General features: G+C 46.1%; 19 protein-coding genes and 1 pseudogene. 11 read left to right on the forward strand and 9 right to left on the reverse strand.

Annotated elements, in window-relative coordinates:
- Window positions 1-45: 45 nt before the first annotated feature.
- Window positions 46-594 carry a DNA-binding protein gene (locus BLU97_RS13445; protein WP_074761999.1) on the reverse strand — a complete coding sequence of 183 codons (549 nt, stop codon included), beginning with the start codon at window positions 592-594 and terminating at the stop codon, window positions 46-48.
- 490 nt (window positions 595-1,084) lie between these two features.
- On the opposite strand from BLU97_RS13445, the gene BLU97_RS13450 reads away from it, so the two are divergent.
- From BLU97_RS13450 to BLU97_RS13505, 11 genes and pseudogenes are all read left to right on the forward strand, one after another.
- Window positions 1,085-1,660, forward strand: coding sequence for a type IV toxin-antitoxin system AbiEi family antitoxin domain-containing protein (locus tag BLU97_RS13450; RefSeq protein ID WP_139209036.1), 576 nt, complete (start codon window positions 1,085-1,087; stop codon window positions 1,658-1,660).
- Window positions 1,661-1,694: 34 nt separating this feature from the next.
- A pseudogene (locus BLU97_RS16295) lies at window positions 1,695-1,850 on the forward strand (nucleotidyl transferase AbiEii/AbiGii toxin family protein); the annotation flags it as partial.
- Between the two features lie 73 nt (window positions 1,851-1,923).
- Window positions 1,924-2,370, forward strand: a complete 447-nt coding sequence (locus tag BLU97_RS13460; protein ID WP_074762002.1) for a hypothetical protein — start codon at window positions 1,924-1,926, stop codon at window positions 2,368-2,370.
- A 602-nt stretch (window positions 2,371-2,972) separates the two neighbouring features.
- Complete coding sequence (locus BLU97_RS13465) at window positions 2,973-6,146, forward strand: type ISP restriction/modification enzyme (protein WP_074762003.1); 3,174 nt, start codon at window positions 2,973-2,975, stop codon at window positions 6,144-6,146.
- A gap of 553 nt (window positions 6,147-6,699) precedes the next feature.
- Window positions 6,700-7,212: a hypothetical protein gene (locus BLU97_RS13470; protein WP_074762004.1), complete on the forward strand. Its 513-nt coding sequence runs from the start codon at window positions 6,700-6,702 to the stop codon at window positions 7,210-7,212.
- Between the two features lie 369 nt (window positions 7,213-7,581).
- Window positions 7,582-7,866 (forward strand): hypothetical protein, encoded by a 285-nt coding sequence (locus tag BLU97_RS13475; protein ID WP_074762005.1) that lies wholly within the window; start codon window positions 7,582-7,584, stop codon window positions 7,864-7,866.
- Between the two features lie 15 nt (window positions 7,867-7,881).
- Window positions 7,882-8,580: a BRO family protein gene (locus BLU97_RS13480; protein ID WP_074762006.1), complete on the forward strand. Its 699-nt coding sequence runs from the start codon at window positions 7,882-7,884 to the stop codon at window positions 8,578-8,580.
- Window positions 8,581-8,688: 108 nt separating this feature from the next.
- Window positions 8,689-9,075, forward strand: a complete 387-nt coding sequence (locus BLU97_RS13485) for a hypothetical protein (protein WP_139209037.1) — start codon at window positions 8,689-8,691, stop codon at window positions 9,073-9,075.
- Complete coding sequence (locus BLU97_RS13495; protein WP_081353038.1) at window positions 9,072-11,501, forward strand: DUF3987 domain-containing protein; 2,430 nt, start codon at window positions 9,072-9,074, stop codon at window positions 11,499-11,501. Before BLU97_RS13485 ends, BLU97_RS13495 begins: the two co-directional genes overlap by 4 nt.
- Before the next feature lie 89 nt (window positions 11,502-11,590).
- On the forward strand, window positions 11,591-11,959 hold the full coding sequence (locus tag BLU97_RS13500) for a hypothetical protein (protein WP_074762008.1): 369 nt from the start codon (window positions 11,591-11,593) through the stop codon (window positions 11,957-11,959).
- On the forward strand, window positions 11,956-12,411 hold the full coding sequence (locus BLU97_RS13505) for a D-Ala-D-Ala carboxypeptidase family metallohydrolase (protein WP_074762009.1): 456 nt from the start codon (window positions 11,956-11,958) through the stop codon (window positions 12,409-12,411). The genes BLU97_RS13500 and BLU97_RS13505 overlap by 4 nt, the downstream gene beginning before the upstream one ends.
- A gap of 61 nt (window positions 12,412-12,472) precedes the next feature.
- Here the strand turns inward: BLU97_RS13505 and BLU97_RS13510 are convergent, their stop codons facing one another.
- From BLU97_RS13510 to BLU97_RS13545, 8 genes are read right to left on the reverse strand one after another with little or no spacing between them, the layout of a single operon-like run.
- Entirely contained in the window at window positions 12,473-13,357 is an 885-nt protein-coding gene (locus BLU97_RS13510; protein WP_074762010.1) for a cache domain-containing protein, read from the reverse strand.
- Between the two features lie 20 nt (window positions 13,358-13,377).
- Window positions 13,378-14,763 (reverse strand): hypothetical protein, encoded by a 1,386-nt coding sequence (locus BLU97_RS13515; RefSeq protein ID WP_074762011.1) that lies wholly within the window; start codon window positions 14,761-14,763, stop codon window positions 13,378-13,380.
- 31 nt (window positions 14,764-14,794) lie between these two features.
- Complete coding sequence (locus tag BLU97_RS13520) at window positions 14,795-15,508, reverse strand: ribosome recycling factor (RefSeq protein WP_074762012.1); 714 nt, start codon at window positions 15,506-15,508, stop codon at window positions 14,795-14,797.
- Between the two features lie 29 nt (window positions 15,509-15,537).
- Entirely contained in the window at window positions 15,538-17,502 is a 1,965-nt protein-coding gene (locus BLU97_RS13525) for a hypothetical protein (RefSeq protein ID WP_074762013.1), read from the reverse strand.
- Window positions 17,503-17,528: 26 nt separating this feature from the next.
- Entirely contained in the window at window positions 17,529-21,293 is a 3,765-nt protein-coding gene (locus BLU97_RS13530) for a phage baseplate assembly protein V (RefSeq protein ID WP_074762014.1), read from the reverse strand.
- A gap of 14 nt (window positions 21,294-21,307) precedes the next feature.
- Window positions 21,308-21,793 carry a hypothetical protein gene (locus BLU97_RS13535; protein WP_074762015.1) on the reverse strand — a complete coding sequence of 162 codons (486 nt, stop codon included), beginning with the start codon at window positions 21,791-21,793 and terminating at the stop codon, window positions 21,308-21,310.
- 6 nt (window positions 21,794-21,799) lie between these two features.
- Window positions 21,800-22,210, reverse strand: coding sequence for a type VI secretion system tube protein TssD (gene tssD, locus BLU97_RS13540; RefSeq protein WP_074762016.1), 411 nt, complete (start codon window positions 22,208-22,210; stop codon window positions 21,800-21,802).
- A 37-nt stretch (window positions 22,211-22,247) separates the two neighbouring features.
- Window positions 22,248-24,668, reverse strand: coding sequence for an FHA domain-containing protein (locus BLU97_RS13545; protein ID WP_074762017.1), 2,421 nt, complete (start codon window positions 24,666-24,668; stop codon window positions 22,248-22,250).
- Window positions 24,669-24,675: the final 7 nt, after the last annotated feature.

Raw genomic sequence — 24,675 nt, forward strand, 5'->3', positions numbered from 1 at the left:
GTGTTCTTTTTTTAAAAAAAAGGCCGTGTAATCCGTGCCTAAAACTTAGTCGCCGTACGACTCGTCATCGTCACCACCACCGGTATTACCGCCAGTGTTTCCACCGCCTCCGGTATTACCGCCAGTGCTTGGCTGGGTATTCTCATTATCCTCCACGTCGCCACTATCGGTACTGGTCACGCGCTTCACCTCCTTGCCGTCGCGGTCAAAGCAGGTAATCTGCACGGCAGTCTTCGAGAGCTCCTCCTTCAGATCGGTGTCGGGGGTAAAGATAATGCGTCGACTCGAAATCAGTCCGGCCTTAACCTCTTCAACCTTCTCCACACTCTTGGCGCGCAATCCGAATCGCATGGTTCCCAGTCCGGGCAGCGCAACCGAGTGACCTTCGGTGGCCCACGCCTTGATAACCTCGCCGGCAGCATCCCAACACGCCTGCATCACTCCCTTGCTCACGCCGCTGCGCAGAGCCGCCTCCTTAATCACCTTGTCCTGAGTCAGAGCCGTGTAGAGCTCCGGCATCATCACGTAACGATACTTACCAGCATACTTGCCGATGTTCTGCAACTGTTCCTTAGCTTTTACTTTCAATGCCATAATCTTTAAATGTTTAATGTTTAATCTTTTAATGTTTAATCTCTCTCGCTGTCGCATTTCAATCGAAAAATCCGCCTCCCCCGTGGGCCCGTAAAATTTTTCTCGTGGGCGCGTATATTTCTTCTCTCAAATTGACAATGCAAAGGTACGGCATTATGGTTGCGGTCCTCGAATTCTTTCGGAATAAAATCGCGTGTTTTTCGAGATATTTTTGGTGCTGGTCAAAATGGTCAAGGTCAAAATGGTCAAAATCGAAAAATCAACTGTCAAAATCCGTCACTATAATATAAATATTTATATTTATATATAGTGAGCAAATAACCGCGTTTCCGAAATCGAAAATGACCAAAATGACCTTGACCAAATGACCACGACGTTAAGGTTGTTAAATCGGGTAAAAACTACGGGAAAAAATTAAAAACCCCGTAAGTTTTGCTCGTTATTCAAAAAATATTTTTATCTTTGCAGCGGTATTTCATATATCATCATTATGGATATTAACGAGAAAATAAAACAGCAGGGTGGCATGGTTATGGCCTCTGAACTGGATAGCGCAGAGTATAAGCGCCTGCAGCGAGCCGTAAAGCGTGGCGAAGTAGTAAAGTTGCGTCGTGGTGTTTATGCTGAACCTACAGCACTTTTCAACACCATGATTGATGTAGAGCGTATGGTGCCAGGTGGTGTAGTTTGTCTGTATAATGCGTGGGCGTACCATCAGCTATGTACTACAGTGCCACCTGCTTTCTGTATAGCCATTGATGAGAAAAGAAAACTGAAGATATCTGCCGAACTACCTATCACGTTGTATTATTGGAAGAAGGAGAATCTGGATTTCGGCATTGAACAGCGCGAGATTTCGGGACATTCGGTACGTATCACCGACTTGGAACGTAGTGTTTGTGATGCAGCTAAATATCGTAATAAGATAGGTCTGGATATCTTTGCAGAAGTTCTGCGTACCTATCTGCGCAAGGATGGTCGTAGCCTTGGAAGGCTGATGGAATATGCCAAGAAATTGCGAGTAGAAAAAGTATTGAAAAACTATATTGAAATAGCCATAGAATGAATAAAGAGATTAAGAATCACGCTGAGTCTGTAAAATGGGCACAATTATTTATCAGATGTCGGTTGATATAGGTTTTGGCGATGTGGTTACGCCAAAGCCAGCATTGGTTGACTTTCCGCTATTGCTTGACGATATCCCTGCGATACACATCAAGGCTTATTCGCTAGAAACTGTAGTGGCTGAGAATTTTTTTTGCAGCAAATTGATTTTTTAGCCTTGATGTTACTTTTTTTGCGAAAGTTTTTGTATCTTTGCAAGCAATTATGGTAAGAACTAAAGACGATTATTATATAGAAAGCAAGAGGATACGAAACGAGGTATTGACTATGGCCGAAGCCTTAAAAACAGAACCCTTGCGTTTTACTATCACCAATGGCATAACGATGGATGTTGAGATTACAAAATCTGATCTCAAAACTATTGTTAGTAAGGCCTCACGTGACAATAAGTTTAATGCCATCAAGAACGCATTGGCTAAGGATATACCGTCATATTTGAAGAAAGGAAAATATCTTGGTTGGCGTAGGGTGGTTGAAGGTAAACATGAAGAGAGTGCTTACTTTACTTATTTTGATCGCGAGATAGGAATTAAAACAATTCTTGCTATGCGCAAGATGAAAAATGGCGGTCCATACAAACCATACGCGATTATTGACCAGTATACCTTTGAGAATAATGTTGGTGTATTAAAAAAAGGAACTCCGCTTTAATGGCCTTGCTTGCCGGACCAACCGGGGCTATCCATCTTAAGCGGAGTTTAAAAGTGCTTCTATTTTCATGAGTCGCTTGCCGATCCAAACGGGGCTCTCATCCTAAATAGGTTCCTTTCACGCCGCAAAGATAAGAACTTTTTCTGATAATCCAAACTATTTTGTACATTTTTTAAATAAAATGCCGAAAAACCTTACCGATTTCACTTTTTATTTGTACTTTTGCAACGTCCACACCTTTGCCCTCGTGCAAATGGGTGAGGACAACGACATATTGAGAAGCGTCATTGATGCTTTGTTTTTGACCGTTTGAACTACCACAATCAAATCCCAATCAAAGACAAATGCGGAGGTGAATGCTACGGGTGTAGTATATACTACCCGGAGTGTGCAGAGGGCGTATTATGCCCTCACGCACACTTTTCGGGTGTACATATACTTCGGCGTGGGTATTCAGACTCTGTTCGTTCTATTGGGAAGGCTGTGGTAGGCCGAAACGGGGAACGGCAGATGAGGATACCCCGCTTTTTGTATGTTGCTGGATATAAGAGAAATCATCCTGACTTCAGGGTATCAGTTGGGGAATTTGGTCACTAACCGATATGAAGTCTGACGAAGAGATAATAAAGTCATACACGAAAGCTGTTAACAAGAAGTATTCGTCTGGTGAAGCCAGCGAGCTGACCTATAGAACTCCACTGGAGAATTTTCTCTATGACATCTTTGATGGCAAATATGACATCATGGGTGAGAAGAAGTTGATGCTATGTGGTAAACCGGACATTGCTATTGTTAAAGATAGGGTTACCATTGCGGTGTTTGAAACCAAGGATATCGGTAAGGGAGACCTTGATGGCAAAGGAAAAAATCAGGAACAATTCGATAGATATAAACAGGCCATTAATCATATTGTTTTCACAGACTACATCGACTTTCATTTCTATGAGAATGGAGAACTTAAGGAGACTATTTGTATAGGCAGCCAGAAAAAGGATAAAATTGAATTTGATCAGATTAAAATAGAAGAACTCATAGCTTCTATACGTAAGTTTGTTCCTAATGGCGCTCCGGAAATACGTTCCACGAAACTGCTTGCTGATCTTATGGCGAGAAAGGCCAAACTGATGTGTGAGACTATAACCCAAGTGTTGAATGACAACACAATCAATGACGATGCCAAAGGCTTGTTGATTAGCACATATAATGAGATAAAGGATGGGCTGATACAGGGGATAGATATAAAAGGTTTTGCAAAGATATATTCTCAGACCGTTGCTTATGGCTTGTTTGCTGCCAGGCTTAACGATACCACTCCAAATGATTTCTCTCGTGCTGAAGCGGCAGACCTGATACCAAAGACCAATAGATTATTGAGAGGTATCTTTAATAATCTCGCAGGCAATAATATCCATGAAAATATATCATGGATAGTAGATGATTTAGTGAACATGTTCAGTAAAACGGAATTAATGAAGATGTTCGAAAAGGAAATAAAAAAAGACCGCGACCCACTTGTTCACTTTTATGAAGATTTCCTAACGGCCTTTGATCCTGAAGACAAAAAGAATCGTGGCGTATGGTACACGCCTATTGAGATAGTCAGGTTTATCGTAAAGTCTGTTGATGTGTTATTAAGAAACAAAATGGATGTTGTAGATGGTTTGGCTAATAGTGAATTGGTACCAAATCGAACTGTTGAAGGGAACGAGTTGGTGCCTAAAGTACAGACACTCGATCCTGCTACAGGCACCGGTACATTCCTGGCTGAAGTGATTAATCTGGTTAGTGAAGAATACGGAAATGGTTCTATGCTGTGGCAGAAGTTTGTTCACGAAAACTTGCTTAAAAGACTCTATGGCTTTGAAATACAAATGGCCAGCTATACAGTAGCACACATCAAAGTTGACATGGTTTTACGGCGAACAAAATATAAAATTAAGGATTCTGACCATTTCGGCATCTGCCTAACAGATTCTCTGCGTAGAAATATGGGGAAAGGCGATTCAAATACTGGTTATTGGATTTCAAGGGAACAAGAAGAAGCCAACCGCATCAAAGCACAATGTCCTATTATGGTAATGATAGGAAACCCACCATATAATGGTGAAAGCAAGAACAAGGGTAAAGAAATAGAAAAACTGGTTTCTGCTTATAAGTTGGAACCTGGTAGGAATGACCTCACAATTCCAGATGCGAAATGGGTAAACAACGACTATGTTAAGTTTATCGGTCTTGCCCAGCAATTTATTCACGAGAACAATGGTGGCATAATAGGCTATATCAATGCCAATAGTTATCTGGAAAGTCTCACATTCCGAGGTATGCGTTATCAACTACTTAAAGAGTTCGATGAGATTTATATTATAAATTTGCATGGTGATTCAAAAACCCGAGAGACATCTCTCCGCGGAGAGAAGGAAGAGAATGTCTTTCAGATTCAACCGGGTGTATGCATTAATTTGTTCGTAAAGAAGCAGTTGGCAGAAGATGAAGTTAGAGCAGATGATCATATGGCAGAAGTGTATTACACAAATGTATATGGCAGTAAAAAGAAAAAATTGGCATTGCTCAATGAGAATGATGTTAGTACATTGGAATTTAATAAATTAGAATTGCATGCTCCTATGTATTTCCTCGTACCCATAAACTTCTCGTACGAAGAAGAGTTCTATGAAGGTTTCTCTCCTGACGAACTTTTCACTATTGGTGGTGTTGGAATGTGTTCGAAGAGAGACAAAATCGCATTTAGGGACACTGAGGAAAGTATAAGGCAGGTTACGACAGACTTGGTTTCTCTTAGTGAGTCTGAAATTAAAAGTAAGTATGACATAAAGAAAGAAAGTGATGATTCAAAGATTTCAAATGCGATAAAGCATATAAAAGACTTCGGTTTGAAAGACGAATTCTACAAACGTGCCTTGTACCGTCCATTTGATAACAAATACACATACTTCTCTAATAAGTCTAAAGGCTTCTTGGCCCGCCCTGTATATGAAATAATGCGCCATCTTGCGCATGCTGATTCAAAGAAAAACTTGGGATTAATAATCGGTCAATGTGGTAATGTAGTTGGTGATATTCCATGGAATTTGGCATTTGTCACCAATACAATAACTGACCTCAATGTGTTTTATCGCGGTGGAGGTTATGTCTATCCTTTATATGTCAACACGAAAAAGGAAACTACATATGGTGACTCTTCTTCACAAGAATTTAGCGAAGGAAAAGACTGTATTGTCCCAAACCTCAATGAAAGAATAATGCGAGTAATCGAAATGAATCTTGGCGAACGGCCGTCACCCGAAGATTTGTTTGATTACATTTATGCCGTACTTTATAGTCCATGGTATAGAGAGCGATATAAAGAATTCTTAAAGCGTGACTTCCCACGCATACCATATCCGAAAGATACAACTACGTTTGATAAGCTAGTTTTAGCAGGCAAGAAATTGCGTGAGTTCCACTTGATGAAAGACTGCGGTAAATGGAATGCTCGTCACCGATTCCCATGTATGGGTGAAGGTAGTGACACATTAGAATACCGCAGATGGGAGAATGGAAAAATTTATTTCAACGATACACAATACTTTGATGATGTGCCCAAAAACGTTTGGGATTTCTATATAGGTGGTTATCAGGTAGCAGACAAATGGTTGAAAGACCGAATAAACACTGATATATCATATAACGAGATTGTACACTATCAGAACATCCTTTATTCTATAGAAAATACAATTGGTTTAATGAAAGAAATAGATGAGATTTTAATTTCTTGATCTGGTAATGAATAGAATTATAGAGCTGGCTCTTATTGGTAATCCAACCTCTTCTTATAGCGAATAAACGCCCAAAATCTATGTTTGATTTGTAGAGAGGCGTTTTTGAGAAAAAAAGTTTGTGTTGAAAATAAACTACTAAATAATGGCGGTTGCTGCATTGGCAGCAATCGCTGTTTATAAAATAACCAAATAATCTGAAACACCAAGTTTTTGGGTAAAAATCGTGCAATAAAAAGATTAAAAAAGATGCTTCGTTCTGGCTATTTTGTTATATCTTTGTGACCGCGATTCTATAAATTGAGCGCATAATAATAACTAAACAAAAAAACAAATGAATTTATGACGAAACTATTATCATTACTGCTACGTGCAGTGGAAGCGCTAAAGTTAGCGCGATGCCAGCAGGCAACTAAGACTGAAACTTTGGACCAAAATCCAATATGCTTGCTGGCGAACCGAGAGGTTAATCTATTATTTATTATTCAGAATAATCAGTTTAATTTTATTCTGGAGAAGGATACCAACATCTGTTTTACAAACACTGACGACTATGACAAACCAAGAGAAGAAGGAGCTGATGACGGGTCTGCTACAAGGAGCTAATCTGGAACACGCACAGATAAACCTGATACTTGAGGAGGGAGCAACCATAAGCTATTCCTGTAATCAGCCAAATGACAACAAGACAACCAGCAATAGCCATCATACAAAAGACGCAATAATGGACTATGTGGGCAGGCTGAAGCCCATGGTGCGCGAAAGCTATGTGGATTGTTATGACCAGTTGTGGATGGGGATTCTGGAACTGAAGGAGGTGAAAATGCATGTGTACGACAGCGGTAAGCAACAAGACACAACGTTTAATCGCAATCTTGTGGCACAAATCATACACCAAATGGCCGCAACCATTTTTGTGCCCACTGCCAACACGGTGAATATGGCGCAATATCTGGAGCCAAGTAAGGGTGGCGATCACCCTGTGCGACAGAAATTGGGCGAATCGCCCGAAAATGAAATAAGAAAATCGGTTGACAAATACCTAAAACAACATATTTTTGGATAGTTTTCTGAAAGAATCATGAAAGTTGGGCTCTCGTAAAAGAGGGCTCAACTTGTTTTGTATCAATGTGTTACGAGCGAATGAAGGTTGCAGCCAACTTTCTTTCATTTTTTTCATCGAATTATTTGCCATACTTTTGCAGCGTGATTCAGTTCACAATCGTTGTTTGACATGCTTACATACGAAATAGGTTTTGCTTTGCGAAACATTTCTTTTTCCATAAAGTTTTAGGTTTTACTCATAATTGTTTTTGTTTGTAACATTGGGTGGTCGGTGGACTGCCAAAGCCTGCCCTGCTGCGATAGCACGGCAGTTTTATATGAGATTTCTAAAGGTCGCACTAAGGACGCGACGTTAAATAAGTAATAAATAATGGATGCAAAAATCTTAAAAGTGGTACGCCAGGGCGAGGCCTTTAGCGTACAGTCATCAAAGAGTGACAACGGTACCATTCAGAAGTGTAACATTGTGCTGCGCGAGATGGGTGGCGGGAAGTTCGAAAACGAGTATGTGTGCGCCATGCTGGGCAATCTGGCGGCGTGCAGGTTCTACGAAGGTGATGTGGTGGCAGCCACGCTTCGTTTCTCTACACACGAGTATCAGGGACAAACGTTCCAGGAAATCTTAGCGACAGACGTGGTGAAGATTAAACATTAAACATTAAACATTATTATGGCAAAAGACATTCAGATTTTTAAGCATGAGATGTTCGGCGAGGTTCGAACACTCACAAACGAGAACGGTGAGACTTTCTTTGTAGGTAAGGATGTGGCTAGTGCACTTGGGTATAAGAATCCATCTAACGCACTTCAGGCACACGTAGATTCGGAGGACAAAACCTCATACCTGATTCAGGTATCTGGTTCTAACTACAAGACTAACACGTTGTTTATCAACGAGAGCGGTCTTTATTCTTTGGTGCTCAGCTCTAAGCTGCCGCAGGCTAAGGAGTTTAAGCGCTGGGTAACAGCCGAGGTGCTGCCGCAGATTCGACAGACGGGCGGTTACATACCAACCAGAAACCTACGTACGGGCGAAGTGATGACCGAGAGCGAGATGGTTGAGGCTGCCAACCGCATTGTGGCACGAACGATTGCTCGCAGCAATCTGCCTGCCGACGACTGCTTTACGGCTACCCAGGTGGCAGAGAGCTTAGAGGTGGATGTAAAGGTGCTGAACCACTTCCTGGTAGATAAGGGTGTGATGTACTGGAGTTACGGCAGATACAAGCTTACTGCCAAGTATGCCGATTGCGGCTATGCCGAGGAGCGCAAATTTCACTATCACGCCTTGGACGGCGCCCGCAAACAGCGCCCCTATCTGGTGTGGACCAAGCAAGGTAAGGAATTTATCAAATCGCTTTTCCATTAAGAGAGTTAACAACCAACAGTAATTTCTGAGTTGAAGCCGAGGAGGATTTTCTCGAGTAAATGGCCAAGGAATCCGAAACTTCTTCTCGCTTAATAACTTAGAAATAATATGAAAACTAGAAAAAGTAATATCTTAGGAGAACAGGTAATGGTTGAAGGTTTGATGACCTTCGGCAAGTTGGAAACAGGACAGCGCACTCTGGATTTTGAGTGCTGCGAGGATGTGGCGGCCGAGGCTTTTAACGGACGCTTCAAGGTGCAGGGCATGCGCGATGGTAACGTATATATGAGCGAGTTGCCTAAACGACCAAAGAACAAGCCGCTGTTTCGCGAGGATAATTGTTCGTTGTCGCACGGACGTAACGGCCGCTACTATTTTGTGTTCTCGCTGGATGAGGATGAGGTAAGGCTGTTGCCCCAAAAGCTAATGGATCAGGCCAGCGCCATAGCGCGAAAGGTGATTCGTGAATTGATGAAAGGAGGATACAGTTTATGATATCTTACTGCAAGAATGGCAAGTCGGCACAAGTGCTGGCTTGCCCTCAAGAAACGCTTAACGAAATATTCGATTCGCCCGAGGTGGCTGAGGTATGCCAAAAGCTAACCGGGGTTGACCACGATAGCGACGAGGCAAAGGTGCTGAAACAGGGGTTGCCGCTGCTGATGTTTATGGCTAATTATACCGACGGGCACCGACACGCTAAGAGTGCTGTACCTACAGGTATGGCCTATTTGGATCTGGACGAGCTTAACGGTGAAGACCCTCGCGAGGTATGGAAACGACTGGTGCAGTTGCTCATCATGCTAGAGCTGGAGCATCTGATAGTATTGGCACACGTGAGTTGTTCGGGCAGGGGGTTACGCATTGTATATATCATCCCCAGTCAGTTCGACATTCTGAAGCCAACGGAGCGTATTGACCAGTCGAAACAGTGGCTGGCTGCCAAATTGGGTGTAACCGATGATTCGAAAACCAAAGACCTGGCTCGCGGCTCGTTCGCGGTACCGAGAAGCTACGTGCTTTATGGCCCCGACAAGCGACTGTTTGAGGAGAGTGTGAACGCGAGTGTGAAAGAAGGAAGCCTCACCCCCAGCCCCTCATTCCCGCTGACGCGCCTACCCGTAGCCTTTCCAAAGGGAAAGGGGAGTGATGAGCGCGATGGTAACGAATCTCCCCTCCCTTTGGAGGGGGATAGGGGGAGGCTCTTCCCTACGCACTATCACGGCATACCATTTACGGACATTATCGCAAAGTACTGGGAGTTGAACAATCACGGGTTTGAACCTACTATTGGCGACCGTGATACGTTGACTTATCAGTTGGCTTGCGACCTGCGCCACATCTGTGCCAAGAATGCCGATTGGTTGGATCAGGTGATACCTTGCTATAACGGATTCCCGATAGAAGAGAAACGCGCTAAAATTAAAAGCGCGCTGAGTTCGGAGTACAACGGTTTCCCGATGCGATTAAGGAATGTGCTGAATGCGCTAAGCCTCTCCCCCGGCCCCTCTCCAAAAGGCGAGGGGAGTGAAGAACCTGATACTAACGAATCCCCCCTCTTTTTGGAGGGGGTAAGGGGGAGGCTTCCCATGGGCGTTCGTGATAGCATCGATGCCGTAGGCCCATCGCTGGCCATGCCAGTGGTTACGGCCATTTGTCCTTGTATCGGTGCGCTGGCTACGGGTGTGCAGCTGGATGTACATGGCACCAAGCGCGGTCTGAACCTGATATCGTACATAGCCGGTGATTTTGCATCGGGCAAGGGCGGTATCGACCCCGTAGTGGAAGCTTGGATGAGCGAGGTTGCTGCGCTTGACAAGATGTACCAGCAGCAGGAAGAGGAGTGGCGCGCCAAAAAGCGTGCCGCCAAGAACCAGAAGAATCAGCCCGAGGAACCAAAGCTTCCCGTACGCTGGCTAACGCTGAACAATACTGTGGCCAACCTGGCTGAGCGCCTGGCTAACACCGAGGGTAAACACGGTTTTTCGTTTACGCCTGAGGCTGATACGGTGGCACAGAAGTGGAAATCGACTATGTGTGACTTCTCTGTAATGCTGCGACAGAGTTACGACGGCAGCAAGTTTGAGCGCGAGGCCCGCAGTGCCGATGCGGTAAACGTACATATAGAGCACCTGCTATGGAACGTTACGATGTGCGGCACACCCGATGCGCTGTATCGTGTGGTAAACAACTACACAGATGGATTTCAGAGTCGTATAGCGGTAGCCCGCACGCCCGACAATACCTTTGCACCGCTTGAGGATAAGCCCTACGTGCTTACCGACCGCCAGCGCGACCGCATACAGCAGGTGGCCCACCTGCTACCGCTGATGTACGGCGAGGTGGTGCTGCCTAAGCTAGAGGCAAAGGGTAGGGCATGGGTAGAGCGCATCCGCTTGGAGACGATGAAGAACGACGACCGCACCCGTGCCCGTCAGCGCTTCCGCGTGTGCGTAACAGCACAACGAATGGTGTGTTGCCTGATGCTGTGCAAGGTGTGCGAGGGGTTGATTCAGAAGCACGGATTGAGCGGTGCCGAGGCGCAGCTAAAACAGAAGCCTGGGCTGTGGAGGGAACTGCTGCTGAAAGCACAGACCCCAACGATGCTGGAGGCCTACGACGTGATAGCCGACTCGCTACTAGAGAACGCCCTCTACTTCTTCCGTGATCGCATAGAGAACGCTTTCCAAAGTCGCGACTATGCAGGCGGCCTGAACGGTGAACGACAGAAGCGCGGCAAGAACGACTCTATTTTTGAGCGACTGGACATCCAGTTCACCTTCCAGCAAGCTATGCAGCACTCGGTAGCGGTGAAAGGTTCCAATGTGACCCACAACACCGTTCGCCAGATGCTGAAAAACTGGCGCAAGCAGGGGCTTGTGGTGCTGGATCAGGACGGTAACTATAGAAAAGTGTCATAATGGTCAAGGCTGCGATTAAGCGAGAGCAATGATGCTTGCATCAATTGCCGAGTGTGAGCAGTCTCGATATTGAAAATATCAAGGTCAAAATGGTCAAAATCGAAAACAACCAAGAATGCTTTGTGCAGCTCTGGCTTAGGCTGGAGCGCACAAGGCGCCTCTTCGGAGGTCAGTGTAAGCGTTTCTGCATCCGAAACGTATTGAAGGCGTGGTTCGGTGGCGAGGCTACCGATGATATGATTTGGGAGGTATGCCACCTGTGCGAGCAGGAAGGTTGGAACGAGTTGCCTCTGCCCAGTCTCTATCCGCGCAAGCACCGCGAACTGCTGCGCGCCATTGTAGCTGTACGTACAGGCATCAGCTTTTGGAAAATAAATCTGAAAGTTCTCGATGCCGCCTACAGCGAGGCTTTCCCCCATAGTACACCGATTAACGTAAACAAAAAGAAAAGAATATGAATAATTCAAGTATCAAACTGAGTGAACATTTCACTCTTGGTGAGATGTGCAAAACAAGTGTGAAGTACAAGAACGTGCCTAATGAGGTACAAGTTGAGAACCTGAAGCGCCTTTGCAGTTGGCTGGAGATGCTGCGAAGTGAGTGGAACCGACGATATGGAGAGGGTAATGACCCCATTATCATCAACAGTGGATTCCGTTCGGAGGCGGTTAATAATGTGATTGGAGGTGTGGCTACCAGTAATCATCTTACAGGTTGTGCGGTGGATATCCGCACCAATGGTATGGAACAGGCGATAGAATATGCGGCGATACTGATTAATTATGCCAAGGAATCAGCACAGGATTATGACGAACTGCTGATAGAAAAGAATCGCTATGGCGCCGTGTGGGTACATTTTGCAGTGAGACCGAAGGATAATCGCCGCAAGGTTGCGTTTATCCAAGCATAAAAAAGCACCCTGCTTCGTGAAATATCCGAGGCAGGGTGCTAGCTGTAAATGGTGGTTACAATCATACATTGGCGTCGGGGAGCTGGGAGCGCAGGGCTTCCAGCTTCTTTGCCAAGTCTAAGTTACGTTCGGTGAGTCGACGATTGACATGGCGTAGCTTCTCGTTATGTTTAACCAGCTGCTCTTTCTCTGGATCCACCACCTGCTCTTTGTATTTACTGAAGGCTTTAAAGGCCAGCCATACGATGATGCCGATAATAAACAGACTGGCTATCTGGATGGCGAAGAGTATCACCCTGCTTTGGGTGAGACCCTCCTGGATGTTTATCGAGAGTAGCGATACGTCCTCCATCGGCACATCGGCAAAGAATACGCCCACTGCTTCACCCTTCTTGTCGCGAATTGGCATCACGTAGGTACACATGATAATGTGCGTACCGCCTTGATCCACGTATGGCGCTGTCCACAGGCTTTTGCCATCGGCCAAGGGCTTGTTGAACCATTCGCGATCGGTATAGTCGAAGGGAAGGAGTGTGGCTCTGGTTTGTGGTGCGCCCGTTTTCTTTTTCTTCAGCGTCACGTCGGGTTGCTCGTCGTAACAGTACGGCGCAAACAGTCCGTCGTTGCCCCTGTCCTTGTAGTAATAAGGACGGAAGGCGATACCAGCACCCACAATGTGCGGATTGTTTTTTACCATCTGGGTAGCAATCACGTAGTAGCGGTTAGGATCGCCAATGGCTCTTTCGGCTTCGACATGAATGTTCCTTACGGCACTCTCTACCTCGGCTTTTACCATGGCCACGCGCTGGCTCTGGTCCATATCGCGCTGGGCCTTTACTAAGAGTTCATCCCTGGTACCACGCTGGGTCAGGAAATACTGTGTAGCCCCCATTACCTCGAGCAGTATGGCGGCTACAATAATCAGCATGAGCGAATACTTTTTCATATTGTCTTAAATCGTATTTTTTAGTTGGTATGGTGTTTCCACCAGTCGTCCACGTTCTCATAGTCGGTGGCGTATTTGGGGAAGTCGGGGTACTTCTCCTTCAGGCTCTGTCGCTCGTAAGGCCACTCAAAGTCGGTACCTACGGCAATCTTACTGGCAGCATCGCCTGGAGGTGCTGTAAGCTCAATCCACATGTTGTTCTTGAACACCTCGATCTTTACTTTATCTATCGAGCTGAAGTTGCCCTTGATATCAAAAGCTACAGGATCCTTGGTAGCACCACTCTGGCCATGTTTCTCGGCATCGGTGTTAACCATGATGTTGTTGGATACGCCAAACAGCTTGTGTACTTCAAGCTCGTTGTCGCCATTGATACGTATGGGCAGCGTGGCACCAGCGGCCTGCAGAATGCACGACACGCCCTCGTCGGTTAGCGCGATATCAATCACAATGTCGTTGAAGTCGAAGTCGGTATCGCTGTTGGCATTGCCAACCGTTACGTTCAAATCCTCGCAGATAATGCGCTGGTAAGGCAGGGTGGGCTTCTCGGGCCCGATGGGCACTGGATACATGCCGCCTTCGCCCACCTTCATCATCGAAAGCAGAATCTCGCAGCCAGGCTGGTCGTCGTCGCTCAAACCAAACACGTAGCCATTGGTAATGTTGCCTTTCTCATCAACCAATCCACCTGCCTCAGCCTCGTTCTCGTTCAGGAACTTATTAGTGTGGTAGGTCTTGCCTGTGGTGCGATTCTTGACGTAGAAACCAAAGTAGTAATTGGGATTCATCGTGATGGTGAATGTGTGCGCCTTCATGCGCTTGGCACCACGGTGGGTCCAATAATCGTAGCCGAGATAGGCAGTATCGTTTTTAACCCATCGGCTGCCATCTTCCCAGAAGGTGTATTCATAGTATGTAGAAACCTTGTTCTGTATACCATCTATCATCACAATCCTGGTGGTGTCATTAAAGGTCTCGGTAGTAGGATCGTAATAGTACAATCCAATCTCGTCGTCGGCACTGGTGTTGGTGTAAATCAGCTGCACATTACTCCAGGTGGCACGCTCGTGGAACTCGTAGCTGCTATAATCTGGCTGATTTAAAGCCTGACCCTCAGGGAAATACGCCATGACCGTCTGGAAGTAGCTATCGTAGAACTCGTTGGTGTACGTTTCGTTATACACTACAGTAGCCTTTTCGGCAGCACGCGTTTTGGCTACTACAGGATTACGCTCGAAACCCCAGCGCTGCTTGCTACTGATCTCGCCACCTACATACTGCTTGAACTTTTGCTTGTAAATCTCAACAGGGTCGGATGTAGAAGGATCGTACAAATCCTTCTTGCAACTACCCATCATGGTCATGAATGTCATGATACCAATCAAAATTTTAATAGACTTTTTCATATCACTTATTGTTTTAGTTGTAGATTAAATTCTATTCGGGCGTCATACGCATAGAGAGGGCAGCCTCTTCGCCTTGTGCATCCTCGTGCTCCTGGCGTTCCTGACTGCTGGTCATCTGATCGGTCAGCCACTTGTTGTGGGCATCGTCAATCTCTTTCAGCTTTTCCTGATAGAGTTTCTCGCGCTGATCGTCCCATTGCTTCTTCTGATGGTCAAGAGCGTCGTTCATCTTTTTCTGGTCAGCCTCGCTCTCCACCTGTAACATTTCGGCAAACTTGGGCTTTGCTGTGGTGTTAATGGCTTCCATCTGGGCTTTGCATACATCGTACACAGCCTTTACGCCCTGATTTAACGCATCGTAACGGTCGTCGTTAACCTCGGGCATCGTAAGCTGCAGATAGTGCACATCAATATTCTGAGGATTGCCGTTAGCATCGCGGCTTTCAACCTCCATGTTTTTCATCTCCTGCTTAAACTCGGGGTGGGCGCGCAAAAATGCCTGCATAATGCTCTTCATATCCTCATCGTACTTGGGCAGGATTTCGAAATGGTAATCGTCGCTCTTGCCGATGGTGGCACAATCCTCAAGATGTTTCGGCTCGCCCTCTATAAACACCTGGATGGGCAGCAGGGCCACCGGATCGGATGTGATACAGAGGTTCATGAAACGATATTTCATTAAAGTGACCTGGGTTGAGAGCTGTTGTCCCAACTTGTCGAACTCATTAAGTGCTGATCTTCTCATATCTATAAAATTACGTGGTTTGTAATTAACTATTCTTTAGGGGCATCCTCGGTTTTAAGCTTGGCGCTCAGACTGCCACCGCCACCGCCACCACCTGCGGCCATACCATCGCTGATGTTTGGCGACTTGAAGGCACTCTTAGCCTCGATGCTGTCGCCTGATAGCTTGGGTGCTTTAAGCTCGCCCTTAACCTCGGTCTTGGCGTTGATGGTGGTATCGCCATAAACCTGCGTCTTGCTGCCTGAAAGGGCGGCATTGCCATCGGCCAGCTGCAGTACGGCCTTGGCTTCGCCCTGCTGGGCCTCGAGCGTCTTATCGGCAAACAGTCCAAGCTCTTCGGTCTGAGCCTGAATCTTCTTACTCTTAATGTCCTTCGACTTAGAGCCTACGTACATCTTCTCGGATACCAGCGTCATGGTGCTGCCTGCAGCGAGTGCGCTATCGGTAAGCTTCTCCTTATCTACATCCATCGACTTAACGCTGACGGCCTTGGCGTTAACGCTGAAGCTACCCGTAGCCTTGCCCTCGGCATCGGCCGACAGGATATCGGTTTTCTCTGTACGTACTGACAGTTTGCTATCCTTGGTAAGTGCCTTGGTCTTCAGGTTGCCATCAGCCACCTCGTAGTCGAGACTCTCTAAGGTAACAGTCTTCGACTTGATAATCACATCGCCTGTGCCCACAAAGTCGCCCTTGGTAAGCTTGCCATCTTTGTCGCGCTCCACATTCTGCGGGTTGGCAGTTGATACCTCGATGGTTTTGGCCGTCATGCTGATGATGCCGTCATCGGTAAGCTGCTTTTCCTGAATAGAAACATCGCTGCGCTTCAGGTCCATAGCCTCGAAACTGATGTCCTTCGACTGGATATTCACGCTACCTGTGGCGGTAAGTTCCATATTGTCGTCGGAAGGGTTAAGGGTAGAGATGGTCACATTCTGAGCCGTGATGCCCAGACCGCCTTTTTCAACCAGTTTACCATTCTCGTCGGTCATGTTCATATTCATACGTGGGGTATTGATAACAATGCCTGCCTCGTCGTTGGTATGTATGTTGCCATCACCATCGTTGGTTGCCATGATGATTTTCTCGGCCGAGATGTTCATCTGGGCACCTGTGGTCTTCTGCTTAAAGTCGTCGGTACTCTTCAGGGCTTTCTTTTCCTCCTCAAGTGCCTTCTTCTTGCGGTTAACCTCGGCCAGCTGCGATACTGTACGGATAAACATCATGGTTGACTGATAAAGAGATGGGAGCGTTTCGTCCATTTGCTGATGCAGTTCGTCTAAGTCAACCATGTTTACATGCAGCGCATAGTCCTTGGCACCATTCTTCTCATCCTCGATCGTAAGCAGGGCGTTCATCTGCTTGAAAACGGTATCCACATCGTCCTTGCAGGCTTTCAACTGATTCTTCAGGTTGGTGGCCTGTTCGGTGAGTATTGATACCTGAGCCTCGATAGTCTCTTTTCGTTTGTCGTTAGTTAGAGCCGCCTCGATATTCAAGTCCTGGTCGGCATGAATCCAGATTCCGCCACGACCGGCACTTTCTGCCTTCTGCGAGAACACATCCTTGCTATCGCTGCTATGCATCACAATGTTACAAGCCTGCGACACAATCTCGGAGGTGTCGCAAACCACATTCTCCATACCGTCGGTACCAGGGTTAACAGCCACCTGACGGATGCTGGGGGCGCGTGAGGTAATACTGCCCGACTCGCCAACACCCTCGAGCTTGATGTCGCTGCCTTTAATCACTACGCGGCCCATACCGCCACTAAGGTCGCCGCTCTTATCTACATTTCCTATCACTATCTCAGGAGCCGAGATAACGATACGCTCGTTGCTATGATAATAGAGTCCGCTGTCGAGGCGGTTAAAGATATCCGCCTTTATCTGCTGAACCTCAGCTTTTTGCTGATGAATTTCCTCGAGCTCTTTCTCAACGCACTCCTGGTACGTATCTAGGATTTTCTTCCAGTCGTCAAAAATATATCCCATAGTTGTATTGTTTTTGGGTTATTCAATTAGGGTTGTGGGGGAGCTGTTAATGCCATGATTGTGGCCCTGATCTCGGTAAGGAACTGATTAACCTCACCATTCAATGCGTCGCCATCGTCGGTAGTTGTCAGATTCTCCTTCGATGCACCCTCTATCTTGGCAATATCGTTCTTCAGGTTATAGGTGTTGCCCTTGTAATTAAACAAGATGCCACCCTGTTTGGCTTCGCCCCACGACCAGTTGTCTTCGCGTGGATGGGCCAAGAACTGCATGTCCTCCCAATCCACAGCTCTTTTCAGTTCATCAAGTGCTGCCTCTTTGAGCTTGGCTGTCTTGGATTCGATAGGCGAGAGCTTGGGCACGCTTGTGATGGAACGTACATAGTACGACCACTTAAGCGGATTAATAACGTCGCTTTCGTTAAATACACGTGGCGCCTCCACATCAACACGCTGGGCCATTGGTGGTCGAACGTTGGCATCATAACGTGCATTTACTATCGAAACAGTCTTTGAGCGCCAATCGTCTCTAAAGCCCAATCCCTCTAATAACAGAATGGCTGCCTTGCGCTTAAGTGCCTTCAGCTCGTCAGCCAGATCATTGTCGCCTAATACGGCATTAAGAGCGCTACGGTTGCCTGCTTTCGCCTTGTGGTAGAAGGTGTCGCCCAGCTTGTCCTTCGAGAAGGCTGCCGTCATAACGTCCTTGTAATTAGCTGGCATATACGATGTGTCTACTCGTCCGATCTTCTCGGTCATCTCCAATCGTGTATACGACTTATCAATGAATGCTGCTAATTTGGCTATAGCTTTTCGAAGCTCATTGGCCTTTTGGGTGATTTCGGCTCTAACCCTCTTTCTTAAGTTGACGACTAATTGCTTCTTTTCCGCATCCGTTCCATGTAAGTTCAAACCATAATTGTTTACGGCGAAATTAGAAACATCGTTTATGTCATTCGCATCGAATTCGCCGGCAACAAATATATCGTTTTCCTGCAGTTCGGTGTCAGGATTCTGCCATATCGTTTCAATAATTTTGTCTGCATTTTTGCAATATTCCCGTTTGTCTGCTTTATTCCGGTATCTGCGATTTCTGCTAATCATAGACTTAAGTCCACTATTACCAGTATGTAACTGTACGCATGCGTTATAAAGATTCTTATATTCTCTGTCAATTTCGGTGGCTATAGAACCAACCTTCTGTATAAGCTGAACAACTCCAGCCCTCAGGCGCAGACCTGGTCGCAGGTCGTCTTCTTCAATCTTATCATTCATCTTGTCGATAGTGGCCTGATCCTTGTAGGCTGTGGCTGGATAATCGCACTTGCCCTTACCGGCTTCGAGCTTCAGGAAGCGGTTCGACTTGACGGTGAGCGCACCTTCTACAGGGTAGAATATCACTTCGGCGGTTGCTCTTACAAACGAGAGATCAACAAATTCAACCTTCTCGGCAAATTTCTTGGCTACCTGAAGAGCCATATCTGCCATGAAGGTGGTTAAATTGCCTGGCATGGTATCTTTTGATTGTACCAGTTTACGCGATACGTTGGTTCCTGATACCAGTTCGAGGTTGTTACCAGCCTGAATCTTTACGTTCTTACCCTTGATGGTTACGTCGCCATTGGGAGCCGAAATAGTGATGCCTGTAAAGGCATTCAAGTTGATATCGCCCCAAGGCGACTTGACAGATACGTTGCGGCCATCGGTAGAGCCCGAGATGTTATAAATGCCGTACTTGTCGGTAAGCTGGAATCCACCCTCGAAGTTCTTTGAGTTCTTGTTGGTGTTCAGCCAAGAGGCATCGGTAAATATATCCTTGCCCGACAGATCAGGGAAAATGGTTGTGAGCAGGTCGTAACCAGGCGCGAAAATACCAGATAGGAAGGCTGTGAGGCCGGCACCCGTGCCATCTTCGATACGAAGGGCATGGCCGCCAGGCGATGTGAGCACGATATCACGCTCGTGCAATCCACCAGGAACCTTGTTACCTTTCATCGAAAGACCTCCTACGATATACGGGCGCTCCACATTGCCGTGGGCAAAATCCACGATAACCTGGTCGCCCTCATAATGCCTACCAAAGATACCGTTACCCTGACTGGCCGAACTGGTGGCATAAACTACCCAGGGCGATGATGCTGCCCGCATGCTATCGGTAATTTTAATGGGGTTGCCATTTTCGTCCTTGGGATCTATCTGCCATCCGTTGAACATGATACGTACACGGTTCTGGTTGGCGGGGTCGTTGGCATCGGTAACCGTGGCTAGCTGCGGACCTGAGAAACGGGTATGACCTTGAGGTGATATGGCTGGGTAGAACACGCCATCTTCGTTTTTTGGAATGGCTACAACCCTGAATGCCAACTGTGGTAATTCGCTGGCCTCAACCACATCTACATTATGCACTACAATCAGGCGCTTGGGCTTGGTTTTACATTCAACCAGAATCACCATATAATCCTCTTTGTATATCCTGATGATATCGCCTACCTTCATGTTGGGGTAGGTGGTATCGTAATTCAGGAAAACTGCATTCTTACTGGCTTGCAGTTCTTTGTTAAGAACACCCAGGTATTTCTTATCGGTATATGTCGATTTCAGTTCGCTAAACTGATTGAATGTGTCGGGCTCGTCTTCACAACCATACTGCTCTACGGGTTTGTTTGTGCTGAAGTATTTCTCGTTGAACTTTTCATCAAGATAGCTCTTGTTATGTTCGGCTACAAGACTATCATAGAGATTATCGAATATCAGGTTTCCAAAAAACTTAGGAATGCTTTCGGTGTTCGAGAAAAACTTGGGGAACTGTTTCATCATCCATAAGTCTAAGCCATTCTTAGGTCCACAACCAAAGACTCCCTGGATTTCGTTAGGGCTTTTTTTCAGTTTACTATCAATGATGTGCTCGTCGTAGGCAGCCTCGGCAGTAAACTTATCGGCCATTTCTACATCAAGGCCATCATCAATGTCGCCGTAGTTCAGTTCGCTCCAGTCGTCACGTTCATCAGCTTCAGTGCACACCTTATTTTCGTAGCCGATGTTCAGGCAACCGTTCTCGTAGTACAAGAACTCGCCCCAGCGGTTAGTGGTGCGTACCAGCATTTTGTGAAAACTCTCGTTGTACTGAACCAGGAACGGGAATATATGCTCGGTTCTTTCATCTTTCTTATTCTTATAAGCAAGAATGTGCATGTTATTTTTCCACTCAATACTCAGTTTCTTGGTAGGGTCGTAAGGATCGGTAAAATCCTTAAGCTGGCTTTTAAGAATGTCATCGCAGAGTTTCTGAGCCACAAAGGAGCGGCTGTTCTGCGAGATATCGAGTTTCTTGTCGAGACTGTATATATTGAATGTGATAGACATCGACAGTTTTTTGTAATGTGGCTCAATCTCGCCTACGAAATAGTCGCCGCCAATCTCTCTACTGTTGCTGCCATCAACCGAATAGAGTGATACACGATGGTTGTAAAACAGCTTTTCCAGTTCGTCTTTCATGATGGGTACCCATTCCTCGGGGCCCTGCGTGGTGGTGAGCGGGTACACGAAGATTTCGGTTGAAATCACGGTAGGATTATAAATCTGTTTGGTAAAGTCGAGCTTCTCGATGTAGAACTCGTAGCGGTTTACCTTGTCGTTTTTTCCTTTAATATATATGGCACTTTTTGAAGTCTCAAAGTCTACCACACCTGCATCCTGCTGGTTCGACAGAAGTTTAAGTGTGCCAGCTTTTACAGTGTCTTTTCCATCCACATAAATATTAATGTCGTGGAAATTAAGTTCGAGGATTGCCATAAGCTTAATAGTTTTTATTGAATGAATATTGTTCTAAGATTGTTTTGGTTTTCACGACCTACATAGGTAATCTCGCGCACCAGTAGCTGAACATCGAGCATCACTTGCTCGTCTTCGCCAGCCTGGCTCTTGCTCGAGTTAAAGGTCTCAACCACATTAATCACATAGCCTTCTACTACCATGCCGTCTTCGTAATCGGCCAGACGCTGGTTTTGATTGAATGTTGGGTTGAACAGGAATGAGTATGAGTAATACCCGTTGCTTGCCAGGTTCTGATAAAAGGTATGTGCCTGGTGTATAGAACCGATACGTACTCTGAAATTAAGTATAACCGGCTCTTGTGCGCCATAATATTCGCCCTGACTGTTGCGCTTGTGCTCGCATTGGTAGGAAAAATGCTGAACAGTAAGGCATCTCTCCTTCAGTATATTCTTTGGACTCTCCTTGAAGTCTTCGGCTATTACAACGGCTTTTAGTTCATTTGAATAGAGTGTAGCCATAAGCAATTATATAGATTTAAATTGTACGTCTTCAATATTTATTTCTTCGGCACAGATACTGAGCTTCAGGGTACGGCGGCGCGAGGAGTTAATGTCGTAATCCTCTGAGAGTGAGAAGCATTTGGCTTCTTCGAAATATAATATCTGTGAGTCGGCATCGTTCAACCCGTTACCGATAAAGCTGATTACCAGACGGCCATTCTGTACGCTTTGCGTTGAATACCACTCAAACAAACCAAGGTCGTCCTTACCTGGAGCTATCACTTCAAGGTCAACCCTTTCGCAACGGGCCGCACCTCCAGGACTAAAGGCATTACGCGGACGATTGAATACTAACTGACAGTCAGCAACCAGGTACTGCTTTGAGTAACGCTTGATGCTGTTGTCGCCAAATTCTAATACTGCTGTTAGTGCCATATTCGTAAATTTTTAGTTATTGATGCAATGTTATAGATTACGATATATCTTTTTCGATGTAGGTGAAAGTAGTATTGCCGATGGTAAATTTCTTACCATGATACAGCCATGTCTCCTTGCCGGGCTCAAGCGGTTTGTTGTTTACAATCACACCTTCTTCCAGAGCTGTGAGGCGTAAGCTGTTCTTATATTTCTTGATTTCGGCCTGAACAGGAGCTGCTTTTCCGTTAATATCCCACGACAGCTGGATACTGCAGTCAACCGACTTACCGATGGTTACCACACGGTCGGTTTCGTTGCGCAGCCACTTGTATAAAGCGATATCCATCTCCTTGATAGCGCCCTCAACATGCAGGAAGTAACGCTCTGAACGGGGCGTTTCTCTGGCTATACAGATGGCAATGGCAACTGCATAGACAATAAAGCCAATCAACAGCGAGAGGCGATAGTTCAACGTGTTGTTGAAGAATATGAATCCCCACATAAGCATGGATAGGAGAGCGATGCTGCACGAGGCAACAAAGAACGTACGACGGATAGGCGTGCGCGTCTTGATGGTAACGGCCAGCATGATAACAATGCTAAGCAGCAACCAGGGAATCCAGTCGATGAGGAACGTATTGGTTTCAATGTGGAGTATGACAGCAACCATGCAGCCAAACAGGCAGCTCAGACAGCCAGCCAGACCGGCTAGGAATGCGCGAAGCACCATCTCGCTAAGGCGTAACAGCCACTTGCGGCGACGAACGGTAAAGAATGAGAGGAAGAACGTAATCATGAATCCTACCGTTTGGCCAAAGGCGGGCAGATCGCTCAGATATGAGCCATAAACAAACGAGAGGCTGCCCTTCTCATCGGTTGTTGAGGTGAGCTCGTGATAGAAGGAGTGGATACTCTGGATGAGAGACTTTGATTGGGCATAATCCTGATTAATGAATACGCACCAGGCTACAAAAGCTGAAATGATAGCAACCAGTACCCACTTCATAAGGTATAATGGGTTGCTGCCATCAAGCAGATTATGCTTATTATAATAATGTGAACCTTCCTTGCAATGGCGTCCGTGTTCAGGACAATGATATTCGTTTTCATCCCAACAGGCTTTGTGCATGGTGTGCTTACATTTTACCACTATCTCATCGCCTGTTTCGAAAGGAGCCTTACACAGATAGCACGATTCGGCAACCTCGAGTCCGTTAACGCTCATCTTGCTGCCTGAGTAGCTGATAACATGCTTACGCTTGAATAGCTGATAGCGGATAAACGGCTCGATGAACTGCAGTATTAACCATGCCAGCAAGAATACAATGATAAGCAATACAATGCCGCCTGTGATAATCTGAATCATGGTTTCGTCGTGGATAATCACAGGGTTATAAATGGTGCCAAGCGTGAAGGTGGTGGTACCTTTGGCTACCAAGTCGTTGGTCTTCTTGTCATATAACCCTATTTCGAGCTTGTGTAACGTGCCTCGATAAATCTTGCCGTCGGGGTTCTCTAAGGTTATCTCGTATTTCGCTGGATCAATATTAAAGTCGCTCATCATGTCGGTCTCCATCTCCTGCCAGTTGAATGTTGGCTGATAGATACCACCAAGATCCTTACAGAAAAACTGCATGATGTTCGAATCGTCAGTATCTTCGGTCAGAGCCATCAAATCGTTGTCGCTCTGAGTGTTGGCCGAGAAGTTTACATAATAGGCGCAAAGCTTATTCTTTAGTTCGGTAGTTTTGTTGGTAAGCTGTTGTTGTATGGCAAAGTGCTGTGGATCAACAGGTAAATCGTTCTCATAGGTTTTTCCGCCCGACATCACTACAAGCACCTTGCGATGGGCATTGCCTATAGTGGTTTGCGGGTCCATAAACTCATCCAGCTTGGTCAGGATAGAACGATACAGATAGGTGTACGAGGGATCGTGGTGTACAAAGTAGTGATCGATAACGTAATCACTAGCCTCGTAGGTTTCGCTGACGTTTTCGCCCTGCATAAAGGCGATATACACGCCCTGCTGACCTAAGAGTGTATTGATATCCCTGACTGCATGAAGCTCAGCATCAACCTGATGCTGTGGCAAACTCAGGTCGACCATGATGAGCAGCTTGAGATCCATATTCTTCAGAACCTCTCTGCTGGGGTTCTTTATCTTGGTGATGACCGGCTGGATTTCGTCGCCAAACTTACCAGGCAACATCTGTATCTGTTGGTGCGGTTTGATGACAACATGGGTTGAATCCATGATGTCGTAGTCGCCTATATCGTGCAGCAAGCGTGCCGACAGATACATTTCCTTATTGTCGTCGGAGAATTTAATATCCGATATCTGCAAGGCGTCCCCTGCATTATCAGCCGATTCGTCGGATGTGAGCATCTCGTCGATATCGGGCGTCTGCACCTCGTCACAGGCTGATAGTCCAAAAACTACTGCTGTGCTTATGAGCCATTTATATACTGTTTTCATACACTTC

Origin of the sequence: Xylanibacter ruminicola, from assembly GCF_900107775.1 — a bacterium.
In the GTDB taxonomy this organism is placed as follows: Bacteria; Bacteroidota; Bacteroidia; order Bacteroidales; family Bacteroidaceae; genus Prevotella; species Prevotella ruminicola_C.